This window comes from Janthinobacterium lividum, assembly GCF_011601275.1.
Classification (GTDB): domain Bacteria; phylum Pseudomonadota; class Gammaproteobacteria; order Burkholderiales; family Burkholderiaceae_D; genus Janthinobacterium; species Janthinobacterium lividum_E.
The window spans coordinates 16713-30852 of sequence record NZ_JAAOLY010000013.1; the positions used below are offsets into that span (position 1 = coordinate 16713).

The 14140-nt window shown below is 62.9% G+C and carries 10 protein-coding genes; 7 read left to right on the forward strand and 3 right to left on the reverse strand.

Features of this window, described 5'->3' with window-relative positions; all coding sequences use genetic code 11:
- Positions 1-3: 3 nt before the first annotated feature.
- Positions 4-1917: a phosphogluconate dehydratase gene (edd, locus tag GYK42_RS19255; RefSeq protein WP_166448819.1), complete on the reverse strand. Its 1914-nt coding sequence runs from the start codon at positions 1915-1917 to the stop codon at positions 4-6.
- Positions 1918-2253: 336 nt separating this feature from the next.
- Between edd and pgi the strand changes: the two genes are divergently transcribed.
- Entirely contained in the window at positions 2254-3918 is a 1665-nt protein-coding gene (gene pgi, locus GYK42_RS19260) for a glucose-6-phosphate isomerase (RefSeq protein WP_166448820.1), read from the forward strand.
- A gap of 14 nt (positions 3919-3932) precedes the next feature.
- Positions 3933-4829, forward strand: a complete 897-nt coding sequence (locus tag GYK42_RS19265; RefSeq protein ID WP_166448821.1) for an SMP-30/gluconolactonase/LRE family protein — start codon at positions 3933-3935, stop codon at positions 4827-4829.
- 74 nt (positions 4830-4903) lie between these two features.
- Here GYK42_RS19265 and GYK42_RS19270 read toward each other — a convergent pair whose 3' ends face one another.
- Positions 4904-5857, reverse strand: coding sequence for a chemotaxis protein (locus tag GYK42_RS19270; protein WP_035821285.1), 954 nt, complete (start codon positions 5855-5857; stop codon positions 4904-4906).
- A 563-nt stretch (positions 5858-6420) separates the two neighbouring features.
- Between GYK42_RS19270 and zwf the strand changes: the two genes are divergently transcribed.
- The 3 genes from zwf to tal all read left to right on the forward strand — a co-directional run bounded on the left by zwf (position 6421) and on the right by tal (position 9925).
- Complete coding sequence (gene zwf / locus GYK42_RS19275; RefSeq protein WP_046685898.1) at positions 6421-7893, forward strand: glucose-6-phosphate dehydrogenase; 1473 nt, start codon at positions 6421-6423, stop codon at positions 7891-7893.
- Positions 7894-7980: 87 nt separating this feature from the next.
- On the forward strand, positions 7981-8835 hold the full coding sequence (locus tag GYK42_RS19280) for an SIS domain-containing protein (protein WP_034750862.1): 855 nt from the start codon (positions 7981-7983) through the stop codon (positions 8833-8835).
- Between the two features lie 154 nt (positions 8836-8989).
- Positions 8990-9925, forward strand: a complete 936-nt coding sequence (gene tal, locus GYK42_RS19285) for a transaldolase (protein WP_034753971.1) — start codon at positions 8990-8992, stop codon at positions 9923-9925.
- Positions 9926-9992: 67 nt separating this feature from the next.
- Here tal and GYK42_RS19290 read toward each other — a convergent pair whose 3' ends face one another.
- On the reverse strand, positions 9993-10859 hold the full coding sequence (locus GYK42_RS19290; RefSeq protein WP_166448822.1) for a hypothetical protein: 867 nt from the start codon (positions 10857-10859) through the stop codon (positions 9993-9995).
- 204 nt (positions 10860-11063) lie between these two features.
- Here GYK42_RS19290 and GYK42_RS19295 point away from each other — a divergent pair, with 204 nt between their 5' ends.
- A complete protein-coding gene (locus tag GYK42_RS19295; RefSeq protein WP_166448823.1) occupies positions 11064-12137 on the forward strand; it encodes a patatin-like phospholipase family protein in 1074 nt (357 codons plus the stop codon).
- Between the two features lie 122 nt (positions 12138-12259).
- Positions 12260-13993, forward strand: a complete 1734-nt coding sequence (locus GYK42_RS19300; RefSeq protein ID WP_166448824.1) for a methyl-accepting chemotaxis protein — start codon at positions 12260-12262, stop codon at positions 13991-13993.
- Positions 13994-14140 lie beyond the last annotated feature (147 nt).

Here is a 14140-nt window from a genome sequence, read left to right on the forward strand (position 1 = left end):
CTCTTATTTCCTAGCCAAAAAGTCTTCATCGGAACCCGGTACGGTATCACCGACATTGTCGGCGTCGTGCAAGGCGACGGTGGTGGGAATCGGCGACGGCAGGCCGAAGGTGGTGGCACCCTCTTCCGCCGCGCTGACGGTGGAACGGAACATGGAAAACAGCTCGCGGCCCATGCCGATGTGGTTCGGCGACAGGTCGGCCGTGACCAGCGAACGCGCATGCCAGACGTCGGCCGGCACCAGCGCTTCCAGCACGCCGGTGAAGGCGTCGAGACGGATGATGTCGCCGTCGCGCACGAGGCCCAGCGGGCCGCCGGCGAGAATTTCAGGCGATACGTGGATGGCGGCCGGCACCTTGCCCGACGCGCCCGACATGCGGCCATCGGTAACGAGCGCCACGTGGCGGCCCGCATCCTGCAGGTTGGCCAGCGCCGGCGTCAGCGCATGCAGTTCCGGCATGCCATTGGCGCGCGGGCCCTGGAAGCGCAGCACGGCAACGAAGTCGCGGTCCAGGGTGCCCGCCTTGTAGGCGGCCATGAATTCTTCCTGCGAATTGAACACCAGGGCCGGCGCTTCCACCGTGCGGTGCTGCGGCTTGACGGCCGAGACCTTCATCACGGCGCGGCCCAGGTTACCCGCGACCAGGACCATGCCGCCGTCCGGCGCGAACGGGTTCGAGGCGGGGCGCAGCACGCTGTCGTCGGCGCTGGCGGCCGGTGCATCTTTCCAGAAGACCTTGCCGTCTTCGCCGAGGAACGGTTCCATGCAGTGCGCGCGCAAGCCGTGGCCCAGGATGGTGTTGACGTCTTCGTGCAGCAAGCCCGCGTCCAGCAGTTCGCGGATCAGATAACCGGTGCCGCCGGCCGCGTGGAAATGGTTCACGTCGGCATCGCCGTTCGGGTAGATGCGCGTGAGCATCGGCACGATGGCCGACAGTTCATTGAAATCGTTCCAGTCGATGACGATGCCGGCCGCCTTGGCGATCGCCACCAGGTGCAGGGTGTGGTTGGTCGAACCGCCCGTGGCCAGCAAGCCCACGACGGCGTTGACGATACATTTCTCGTCGACGATATGGCCGACCGGCAAATAACTGCCGCTTTGCGCCGTGATCACGGCGGCGCGCTGGGCGGCGGCGGCGGTCAGGGCATCGCGCAGCGGCGTGTTCGGCGTGATGAAGGCGGCGCCCGGCAAGTGCAGGCCCATCACTTCCATCAGCATCTGGTTGCTGTTGGCGGTACCGTAGAAAGTACAGGTGCCGGCGCCGTGGTAGGCTTTCGATTCGCCTTCGAGCAAGTCTTCACGCGTGGCCTTGCCCTGCGCATACAGCTGGCGCACCTTGGCTTTTTCCTGGTTCGACAGGCCCGACGTCATCGGACCGGCCGGCACGAAGACGGCTGGCAAGTGGCCGAAGTGCAGCGCGCCGATCAACAGGCCCGGCACGATCTTGTCGCACACGCCCAGGTACAGGGCCGAGTCGAACATATTGTGCGACAGCGCCACGGCCGTCGACATGGCGATGGTGTCGCGCGAAAACAGCGACAGTTCCATGCCCGGCTGGCCTTGCGTCACGCCATCGCACATGGCTGGCACGCCGCCGGCGAACTGGGCGACTGCGCCCACTTCGCGCACGGCTTGCTTGATGATCTGCGGGAAGCCTTCGAAAGGCTGGTGCGCCGACAGCATGTCGTTGTACGAGGACACGATGGCCACTGACGGCTTCTTGTATTCCTTCAGCGACAGCTTGTCGTTGGCGGGAAAGGCGGCAAAGCCGTGCGCCAGGTTGGTGCACGACAGGGCGCCGCGCTGCACGCCCTGGATGCGGGCCGCATCCAGATGCGCCAGGTAGGCGCCGCGCGATGGCCGGCTGCGCGCGATGATGCGCGCTGTTACGGATTCGACTACTGGATGCAGCGCCATATGGATTTCCTTAAAAATGAGTATTTCGTGAAATTTTACTACAAAATGGTGAAGAAGAAGCACTCTTGCATGGGACAACAACACAAATAAGCGACGGATTGCGGCGCATCAAGGCAAATCCGGCCAATATCGCGTATCGACGCCTCCCAACATCGTCCTTATATGTCACTCGTGCAATCGCTAAAAAAAGCACGGAAAAATCAGCTTCGCGTCACAAACTGTAGTGAAATTACGTTTTTCTGATGTATTATTCTCATACCAATGCCGGAATTGCTGTTCGCCACGACGAACGCGCCGCGCTCCTTTCAACCGAGACAAGCACCCAAGCCGACCGCCATGCGCCAGCCAGCACCTACTCCCGCCATCACCGCCACCGCCAGTTTCCAGTCCCTGCAAGCGCATAGCGCCAGCCTGCGCGAAGTGCATCTGCGCCAGCTGTTCGCGGCCGACCCCGCCCGCTTTTCCAGCATGACCGTCGATGCGGCAGGCCTGCTGCTTGATTACTCGAAGAACCGTGTCGACGCCACCACCATGCGTCTGCTGATGGACCTGGCCCGCGAGCGCGGCGTGGAAGCGCAGCGCGAAGCCATGTTCACTGGCGAGAAAATCAATCTTACCGAACATCGGGCCGTTCTGCATACGGCTTTGCGCGCGCCACGCGGCACCAGGCTGGTCGTCGATGGCCAGGATATCGACGCCGACGTGCAAGACGTGCTGCAACGCGTCAAGGCGTTTACGGACAAGGTGCGCAATGGCAGCTGGCTCGGCTACACGGGCAAGCCGATTTGCGACATCGTCAACATCGGCATCGGCGGCTCGGACCTGGGCCCGAAAATGGCATGCCTGGCGCTGCGCTCGTACGCCAACCCGGGCCTGGAAATGCACTTTGTTTCCAACGTCGACGGCCACGACATGGAAGCGACCCTGTCCAAGGTCGATCCGGAAACGACCTTGTTCATCGTGGCATCGAAAACTTTCGTTACGGCGGAAACCATGCTCAACGCCAACACGGCGCGCGCCTGGTTCCTGCTCGAAGGCGAAGAAAAGGATCTGGCCCAGCATTTTGTGGCCGTTTCGACCAACACGCAAGCCATCGTCGACTTCGGCATTTCGCCGGACAATATGTTCCCGTTCTGGGACTGGGTCGGCGGCCGTTACTCCGTCTGGTCGTCGATCGGCCTGGCCGTGGCCCTGTCCGTCGGCTTTGAATACTTCAGCGATTTCCTCGCCGGCGCGCATGCGATGGACCAGCATTTCCGCCAGGCGCCGCTGGAACAGAACATGCCCGTCGTGCTGGCCATGGTCGGCTTCTGGAACCGCCAGTTCCTCGATTGCGGCTCCGTTTCCATCGCGCCGTATCACCAGGACTTGAGCCGCTTTGCCGCCTATTTGCAACAACTGGACATGGAAAGCAACGGCAAGCGCGTCACCAAGGATGGCGTGCCCGTCGACGTGCCCACCGGTCCCGTCATCTGGGGCGATTGCGGCACGAATGCGCAGCACGCGTATTTCCAGCTGCTGCACCAGGGCACGGATATCACGCCCATCGACTTCATCGCCGCCCTGCGCGCCACGCACGATTTGCCGGGCCACCACGACGCCCTGCTGGCCAACTGCTTCGCCCAGTCGGAAGCCTTCATGACGGGCAAGACGGGCGAGGAAGTGCGCGCAGACCTGCAGGCGCAAGGCTTGCCGGAAGGCGAGATCGAGGCGCTGGTGCCGCACAAGACTTTCCCAGGCAACCGCCCCAGCAACACCATCCTGATGGATCAGCTGACCCCGACCACCCTGGGCGCCCTGATCGCGCTGTACGAACACAAGACCTTTGTGCAGGGCGTCTTGTGGAACGTCAACAGTTTCGACCAGTGGGGCGTGGAACTGGGCAAGGTGCTGGCCAAGAAAATCCAGGCCGAACTGACGGGCGAAGCCCGTCCCGACCACCACGACAGCTCGACCAATGGCTTGATTGCCCTGGCGAAAGCCGCCAAGGCGGCGTACTAACTTAATTGAGGTTTATGAATATTTACGAAATCAAAGTAGTGAGCGACAAGCCCATGCAAGTGGGCGAATGCCCGCTATGGCATGGCAAGGAAGCGGCCCTGTACTGGGTCGACATCGATGGCCGCGCCGTGCACCGCTTGCACCCGGCCAGCGGCAAGCATGAGCAATGGAGCATGCCGACGGAACCGTCTGCGCTGGCGATCAACGCCGGCGGCGGCCTGATCGTCGCCTTGCGCAGCGGCTTTGCCCACCTGGACACGAAGACGGGCAGCCTGGCGCAAATCGCTCCGGCGCCGTTCGACATGAGCACCACGCGCTTCAACGATGGCAAGGTCGACCCGGCAGGCCGTTTCTGGGTCGGCACGATTTTCGAGCCGCGCAACGCTGACGCTGCAGAGATGTTCGTGCTGGAAAAAGGACAAGTACGCAAGGTCTGGTCGGGCGGCATGACCGTGTCGAACGGCCTGGGCTTCAGCCCGGACAAGCGCACCATGTACCACTCGGACACCACCACGCACCGCATCGACCGCTTCGATTTCGATGCGGCCACGGGTGCCATTTCCGCGCCGCAACCGTTCCAGCGCTTTTCCACGGACAAGAAAGCGTTTGATTACGGCGGGCGCCCCGATGGCGCGGCCGTCGACAGCGAAGGCAATTACTGGTCGGCCATGTTTGAAGGCGGCAAGATCTTGCGCTTCGCCCCCGACGGCCATTTGCTGGGCGAAATTACCGTGCCCGTGCGCTGCCCCACCATGGTGACGTTCGGCGGCCCCGACCTGCGCACCCTGTACATCACCAGCGCCAGCCACAACCGGTCAAACGCCGAGATCGCCGACTACCCGTTGACGGGCCACGTGCTGTCCGTGCGCGTGGACGTGGCGGGCCAGCCGGAAACAGCTTACCAGGCGTAATCGTTTGCCAGCATGAAAAAGCGCCGGTACCCGCGAGGGCCCGGCGCTTTTTCTTGCGCAACATTGTTGTCGGGTTACCGCGACAATACCTTGCGGATCGTCTCGGCCAATTCAGCCGCCACAAACTTGGCCACATACCCGTCGGCGCCCACGCCCTTGACGTGGTCTTCGTTGGTCGAGCCCGTCAGCGACGAGTGGATCACCACGGGGATGTTGGAGAAACGGCCATCGTTCTTGATGTTGCGCGTCAAGGTAAAGCCATCCATTTCCGGCATTTCCAGATCGGTCAGCACCAGCGCGACCTTGTCTTTCGCCGTCTTGCCTTCCGTCGCCGCCTGGGCCGAGATCGCCTGCAGGCGTTCCCACGCTTCCTTGCCCGTCTTGGTCATGATGAAAGGCACGCCCATCGCTTCGAGGCCTTTTTCGATCAGCGAGCGGGCCAGCGAGGAATCGTCGGCTGCGAGGATCACGGCGCCGGCCGGCAAGCGCACTTGCGGGCCGATGCTGTTCTCGTCCACGTCCGGATCGCCTGACGGCAACACGTTGCGCAGGATTTGCTCCACGTCCAGCACTTGCGCCAGGCGCGTCTTGTCCGTGTCGCCATCGAGGCGGGCGATGCTCGTGACGAGGCCGCCACCGACGCTCGATTCGGCCGACAGGACCTGATTCCATTCCAGGCGCACGATTTCATCTACCTCTTCCACGGCAAACGCCTGTGTCGAGCGGGCAAATTCGGTCACCATCAGGATCTTCAAGCCATTGCTCTTGCAGCCGACCGCCATCGGCAGGTCGATCACGGGCACGATCTGGCCACGGATATTGACCACGCCCAGCATGTGCGGGTGCGAACCGGCCACCGCCGTGATGGCCGGCATTTCCATGATTTCACGGACTTTGAACACATTGATGCCGAACAGTTCGCGGCTGGTCGAGTGATCACTGGTACCCAGCTTGAACAGGAACAGTTCGAATTTGTTATTGCCTGTCAGGCTAGTGCGTTCATCGACATCTTGCTGCATTGAATTCATTGTGTCCCCTTGAGCCGTCTTGTAAAGTTAAGTCGCCTGCCCCTGATGCTGCGGACAATGCGGACTGCACGTCGCATGGACGTCGGATGGCGGGTTCGGGGCATGGCCGGCGCTAGCGGTGCAGTGTGTATCGTACAATTTCTTACAACCAATAGTTGCTATCGATTCGAGCTTGAATTATACGGTTTTTTACTTTCTCCAAAGCTACTTTACGCTGCCAACGGCGATCCTGACAGCATTTCTTGATTTGCTTGTTGCTACAGCGCAAATGATGACGTAGAGAATCGAACATTTCCCTGGCAACCATGGTTGCTTTGAAAAGCCAAGTGAACATCACGATACTGCGCCGGCGCCGGCGAACGGCATATAATGGCCATGCCGGCATCGCTGGCAGGGATACAGGGCAAAATGGCGACGGCGGCCGTTGGAATGTAGTAAAATTTCTTGCAATTGCCTGTTCTACGTAGTAAATTTACACCATCGATTATAGTAGCGACAGACTGGCACTTCCGGTCGGCTTCCTCCCCGCTCCGGCCCTTTTACTTTTGCGACGACACTCACTTATGGCACTTACCGATTTTGACCTGGTCCTGTTTGGCGGCAGCGGCGATTTAGCAATGCGCAAGTTGTTGCCTGCAATGTATGCGCGCGACGTCGCGAACGATTTGCCGCCGACGGCGCGCATCATCTGTGTGGGCCGCCAGGACAGCGGCCAGGATGCATTCCTGAAAATGGTGGAAACCAACTCGCGCCCGCATATCAAGGCCAGCACCCTGAATGCCGCCACCTGGAGCAAATTCTGCGCGCGCATCGTGTATGTGTCGCTCAACGCCAGCGATGCGGCCACGTATGCCCCGCTGGTCGAAGCACTGCGCGGCGATGCCGACCTGACCCGCGTGTACTACCTGGCCACGCCGCCGCATTTGTTCGCCCTCATCTGCGACAACCTGGAAGACAACGGCCTGGTGACGCCGAACTCGCGCGTGGTCCTGGAAAAACCGCTGGGCCGCGACCTGGCCAGCGCCAAGCAGATCAATGCCGAAGTGGGCAAGGTCTTCCAGGAATCGCAGATCTACCGTATCGACCATTACCTGGGCAAGGAAACCGTGCAGAACTTGCTGGCACTGCGCTTCGGCAATATCCTGTTCGAACCGCTGTGGCGCCGTGAATGGATTTCCGACGTGCAGATCACCATCGCCGAAAAGCTGGGCGTGGGCAACCGCATGGGTTATTACGACACGTCGGGCGCGCTGCGCGACATGCTGCAAAACCACTTGCTGCAACTGCTGTGCATCGTCGCCATGGAACCGCCGACCTCGATCGCGCCGGACGCCGTGCGCGATGAAAAGCTGCAAGTGCTGCGCTCGCTGAAAAAATTCACGCCCACCACCCTGGCGCAAAACATCGTGCGCGGCCAGTACCGCGCCGGCCACGTGGACGGCGCCACCGTGCCGAGCTACCGCGACGAGCCGGATGCGCCGGAACATTCGCGCACCGAGACCTTCGTTGCCCTGAAGGCGGAAATCGACACCTGGCGCTGGGCCGGCGTGCCATTCTACCTGCGCACGGGCAAGCGCATGGCCGACAGCCTGGCCGAGATCGTCGTGCGCTTCAAGCAGATCCCGCACTCGATCTTCAACCAGCCCACGTCGAGCTTCCAGCCGAACTGCCTGGTGATCCGTTTGCAGCCGGACGAAGGCTTGCGCATGAACCTGATGGCAAAAACCCCGGGCGACGGCATGCGTTTGAAACCGGCGGAACTGGAACTCGATTTCCGCGAATCGTTCAAGACCCCGCGCATGGACGCCTACGAGCGTTTGCTGCTCGACGTGCTGCGCGGCCAGCTGACCCTGTTCATGCGCGGCGACGAACTGGAAGCGGCCTGGGAATGGGTCGAACCGATTCTCGACAGCTGGGAACAGAACGACAGCGCGCCGATTCCGTACACGGCCGGCACCTGGGGCCCGGCGGCGGCCAGCGCCCTGATCGGCCGCGATGGCTTGCAGTGGCGTGAAGAAGCATTACCCGAGGATTAACAGGCAATACAAGGGCCTGCCCGCAGATGGGCAGGCCTTTTACCTATCATCCCCACACTCCTGAACACCTACCAGAAGACTACCCTGATGCTGCTTGATTCCATCCGCACCCAGCTCGATTCGCTCTCCAAGTCGGAGAAGAAGGTCGCGCTGGCCGTGCTTGACCAGCCTAACCAGACGGTCAGCCAGAACATCACGGCGCTGGCGAAAAGCGCGCAGGTGTCGGAACCGACGGTGGTGCGCTTTTGCCGCACCCTGGGCTACGATGGCTGGCATGAATTCAAGCTGAAGCTGGCGCAGGGCCTGGCCCTGGCCATGCCGGGCGCGAACGAGCAGCCGGCGCAGGACGACCTGGCGGCCGACCTGGTAAATAAAATCTGCAGCCGCTCGATCAACACCCTGCTCGACCTGCGCAACAACCTGAACCCGGAAGCGATCCAGCGCGCGCTCGACATCCTGTCGCGCGCCAGCAAGATCGAATTCTATGGCCAGGGCACATCGGGCATCGTGGCGGCCGACGCGCAGCACAAGTTCTTCCGCTCGGGCGTGCCGACGGTGGCCTACAGCGACCCGAACATCCACAGCATCGCCGCTGCCCTGCTGCGCGGCGGCGACTGCCTGGTGGCCATCTCGCAGCGCGGCAACAGCCCCGCCCTGGTCCGCTCCGTGAAGCTGGCGCGCCGCGGCGGCGCCGACGTCGTCGTGCTGGCCCCATCGGGCACGCCGCTGGCCGACCTGGCGACCGTGCTGATCCCGATCGACCTGGTCTTCAACACCGACCCCTACACCCCGATTTCCGCGCGCCTGGCCTACCTGGTCGTGATCGACGTGCTGGCCGTGGGCCTGGCCCTGCAACGGGGACCTGAGTTCCGCAAGAAGATGCAGAATGCGCAGAAGGCGCTGCAGGAATTCGACATGCAGTTTGATTCTTTTATTGGCTAGGCAGCAGAAATCCGGGGCCAGGCCCGCCGGGTCTGGCCCCGGCTCTCAATTTTGGGTTCCTGCCACTGTATTTCTTCCGCACCAAAAGGACTGAAGCGCGCCCCGGATTATGTACAATACCCCGGCAAGCCCATTCACTCTTTCCCGTGCAGCCATGAACCAACTCGAACAACTGAAGCAATTTACTACCGTGGTGGCCGACACCGGCGACTTCCAATCGATCCAGGCCTACACGCCACGCGATGCGACGACGAACCCGTCGCTGATCCTGAAGGCCGTGCAGAAGGATGAGTACAAGCCGCTGCTGGAAAAGGCCGTGCGCGACCATCCGAACGCCTCGACCGCCGAAATCATCGACCGCCTGCTGATCGCCTTTGGCGTGGAAATCCTGCAAACCATTCCCGGCCGCGTCTCCACCGAAGTCGATGCGCGCCTGTCGTTTGACACGGAAGGGACCGTCGCCAAGGGCCGTGACCTGATCGCCCTGTATTCGAACGCGGGCATCCCGCGCGAGCGCGTGCTGATCAAGATCGCCTCCACCTGGGAAGGCATCCGCGCCGCCGCCATCCTGGAAAAGGAGGGCATCCGCTGCAACATGACCCTGCTGTTCTCGCTGGCCCAGGCGATTGCCTGCGCCGAAGCGGGCGCCCAGCTCATTTCGCCGTTCGTCGGCCGCATCTACGACTGGTACAAGAAATCGACGGGCATCGACTACATGGGCGCGGAAGACCCGGGCGTGCAATCGGTCCGCCGCATCTACAACTACTACCGCAAGTTCGGCTACAAGACCGAGGTGATGGGCGCGAGCTTCCGCAACACGTCGCAAATCCTCGAACTGGCCGGCTGCGACCTGCTCACCATCAGCCCCGACCTGCTGCAAAAACTGGCCGACAGCGATGCGCCGGTGGAACGCAAGCTGAGCGCCGAAGCGGCGCCATCGACCAACATCGTGCAAATGTCGCTGAATGAAGAAGCATTCCGCTTCATGATGAATGAAGACGCGATGGCGACGGAAAAACTGGCCGAAGGCATCCGCGCCTTCTGCGTCGATTCCGGCAAGCTGAAACAGATGATCGCGGCGCTGCGTTAATTCCGGCGCGCGAAAAAAAAGCGGCGTCCGTGCATTGCACGGCGCCGCTTTTTTCATGCCCGCGGGATCAGGAGCAACGGAACGTGGCCACGCCCTGGTAATTGGCGCCATTCGCCAGCTGCGCCTTGTAAGCGGCGATCAGCAGATAGCGGCCGGCGCCGCCGTCGCCCAGCATCAGCTGCGCGCCCGTGCCGCTCGACAGGTAGCCGCCGGTGATGCTGCTCGACGCAGGCGAAGCGATGGTCGTCGAAGCCGATACCTTGCCCGTGCTGCCGCCAGCGCTGGTGTCGATGGCCAGCGCTATTTTGGCGCCGGAGGCATCGAAGGACATGCTGGCCGTGCCGCTGGCAGTGCCGAAGTAGCCGCTCGACGAGACGTTCGTGCCGCCCGTATAGCTTGGCGCCGTGAACGTACCCGCATCGCAGGTGAACGTGCCGGTCGCCGGCAGCGCGGCGAGCACGTTATAGGCAACGTAATGCGCGCTGGCATTGTTGCCGGTCAACGTCGTGGCGCCAGAGATACTGCTGAACGAGCCCTTGAACCAGCGTCCTTGCGCAAAAGCCGCGTCGCCGCTGATTTCGCGCGTCACGGACGGGTTGCCCGTCAGGACGATGCTGCCGATATTGCTCACGGCGCCGGAGGTATCTTGCACCAGCAGGCTGGCCTTGCCACTGCTCTGCAAGCCGATAGCTGTGAAGATGAAGCGGCTGTTGTCGCCATTGACGAAACGCGCGCTGACGGCGCCCGTGTTTTCGCCGGTGGCGGTCGGCGTGACAGGTACCACTGGCGGCGTAACAGGCGTAACAGGCGTCACGGGCGTCACGGGTGGATTCACGGCAACCGCCGTGTCGGATGGGGAAGAAGAACCGCCGCCACCGCAAGCGGCGAGCGAAGCGGCGATCAGGGTCAGAACAACAGCGTGATTCAGTTGCATACGATTCCAATAAAAAAAGCAAGACATAAGGAATCCTTGGCACATGCCAAAAATTCAACGTCCAATATTATGCAACATTTCTCAAGAGAATGGTTGCTTTAAAGAAATTTATTAATACTAACAATGTGACTATAGCGAGCGCGACTGTGTCGTGGCGCCACGCTGGCGGTAAAATACCTGGCTACCGGCCGCCAACGACTACTCATGCAATCACCGATCACCATCCGCCTGGGCCGCCGCGCCCGGACGCGCATCGCCGAACACGGAGTGCGCGCCAGCGACATCGCCATCGTCCCTGCCGCCGCGGGCGGGCCGAAAGGCTTGATCCTGCACCAGCTCGATTGCTGGCTGTTCGGCGATTTTCTGGCGCAGGCGCCACGGCCGCGCCACTTCGTCGGCGCCTCGATCGGCGCCTGGCGCATGGCCGCCGGCATATTCCCCGACCCGGTGGCCGCACAGCGCCGCCTGGTGCGCGAATACGTGGGCCAGCGCTATCCCGACAAACCCGAGGCGGCGCACGTCAGCCGCACGTGCCGCGCCTTGCTCGACGCCGTCCTCGACGGCCAGGACGCGCAGCTGCTGCAGCACGAACGCCACAGCCTGTCGGTGCTGGCCGTGCGCGGCATCGGCGCGCTGGCGCAGCCAGGCAAATGGCGCGACCGGCGCGGCTTCCTGCTGGCGGCCGCCGGCAACGCCGTGGCGCGCGCGCGTCTGGCCGCCTCGCTGGAGCGCGCCGTGTTCCATGCCGGACCGGACGGCGCCAGCTGGCTGCGCTCGCGTTTCGACGCCTTTCATTCCCACTTCGTGCCGCTGGCGCAAGACAACCTGCGCGACGCGCTGCTGGCCTCCGGCTCCATTCCGCTGGTACTCGATGCGGTCACGGACATCGTGGGCGCGCCGCCCGGGCGCTACTGGGACGGCGGCCTGGTCGACTATCATTTGCACCTGCCCTACCAGCGCGAACCGGACCTGGTGCTATATCCGCATTTTGCCGACCATATCGTGCCGGGCTGGCTGGACAAGGCCATGCCCTGGCGTCGCGCGCGCAGCGGCGATAGCGCACTCGACAACATGATCCTAGTCTCGCCCTCGCCCGCCTTCGTGGCCAGCCTGCCCAATGGCAAACTGCCGGACCGGCGCGACTTCCCCCATTACGGCCAGGACCACGCGGCGCGCATGCGCGACTGGCGCCGCGCCATCGCGGAAAGCGAACGCATGGCGGCCGCCTTCGCCCGCTGGGCCGAGGAGCCGGACTTGCGCCAGGCGGGCGATCTGTAACACGGGCGTGGCTGCAACAGGCGCAAAAACAAGCGCGCGTTTCCCTCGCCTCTTGGTCACTTCTCAGTGCATACTATGTCGCACAGGCAATTTAAATCCCCTCTGCGACAGGAGTTCCGACCATGCACGCCCTCTCCCACCTTCGTATCGGCACGCGCCTGGCTGCAGGCTTTGCGCTGGTGCTGCTGCTGTCCGTGATTTCCACCTCGTACGCGCTGTACAGCGCCCACGTGAATGCCGACGCAACGCGGCAAATGATGGAAAAACCGCTGGCCAAGGAACGTCTCGTATCGGACTGGTACGTGCTGATTTACTCGGCCATCGCGCGCACCTCGATGATCGCCAAAAGCACGGATGAAACCCTGTCCAGTGTGTTTGCCGACACCATCGCCGACAGCACGAAACAGGGCAGCGAACTGCTGAAGAAAATCGAAGCGCTGCTCGACAGCGATGAAGAGAAAGCCATTTTCAAGGCGTCCATCGCCGAGCGCGTCAAGTACCAGGATGCCAAGACACTGGTGATGAATGCGCGCAAGGCCGGCAACGCGGCGCAGGCGGAAAGCGCCTACCGCGACAGCTTTGCCCCGGCCGCCGCCAAGTACCAGAACAACGTCAAGGCCCTGCTGTCGCAGCAGCGCCAGGCCATCGACGCCACGGCGCACGCCATCGAGGCGGCCAACGAGCGCAGCTTCACTCTGCTGCTGACCTTGTGCGCGCTGGTGGTGGCGCTGGGCAGCATCTGCGCCTGGCTGATCACGCGCTCGATCACGCAACCGCTGAAGGCCGCCGTGAAAGTGGCCGAAACGGTGGCCGACGGCGACTTGCGCACGCATTTCGGCAAAGCCGCCAGCGATGAAATCGGCGACCTGATGCGTGCGCTGCACGGCATGAACGAGGCACTGCGCAAGGTGGTGTCGGAAGTCCAGACGGGCACCAATGCGATTGCCACGGCGTCGGGCGAAATCGCCGCCGGCAACCAGGACCTGTCGGCGCGCACGGAGCAGCAAGCCAGCTCGCTGGAAGAGACGGCATCGTCGATGGAAGAACTGACCAGCACCGTCAAGCAGAACGCGGACAATGCGCGGCAAGCCAACCAGATGGCGGTGGCCGCCTCCGGCGTTGCCGAACGGGGCGGCAGCATCGTCAGCCAGGTGGTCGACACCATGGGCGCCATCGACACGGCGTCGACGAAAATCGTCGACATCATCGGCGTCATCGACGGCATCGCCTTCCAGACGAATATCCTGGCCTTGAACGCGGCCGTCGAAGCGGCGCGCGCCGGCGAGCAGGGACGCGGCTTTGCCGTCGTCGCCACGGAAGTGCGCAGCCTGGCGCAGCGCTCGGCCGCCGCGGCGCGCGAAATCAAGACCCTGATCGGCGACTCGGTGGAACAGGTCAACAACGGCACGCGGCTGGTGCATCAGGCCGGCAGCACCATGGGCGAAGTGGTCGACAGCGTGCGCAGGGTGACCGACATCATGGCCGAGATCACTGCCGCCAGCGCCGAGCAAAGCATGGGCATTGACCAGGTCAACCAGGCCATCGCGCAGATGGACCAGGTAACGCAGCAAAACGCGGCCCTGGTGGAAGAAGCAGCGGCCGCGGCCGAAAGCATGCAGGACCAGGCGGCGCGCCTGGCGCAAGTGGCGGCCGGCTTCCAGCTCGAACACATGACTGCTACTGCGCCGGTGCGCGCCGCACGGCCGGCCAAGACGGCCATTGCCACCACGCCAAGGCTCGCGCCACGCTCCCCTGAGGCCAAGGCAAGCAAACCGGCAGCGCCGAAGGCGGCCGGTGCTGCGGCGCACAAAACGCCATCGCACATCGCCGGCGACCAGGATTGGGAAGAATTTTAAGCCCGGCTTTCAAGCACAGTTTCAAGCGCCGCGCCGGCGGCGGCAAGGCGCTTGAAACTATTTGACAGCGGCGCCAGGCGCGCCGATACTGGTTTCAGGTGGGACTGGCGCGCCACCGCGACATGAGACAGCCGGCGCCTCCAGGGA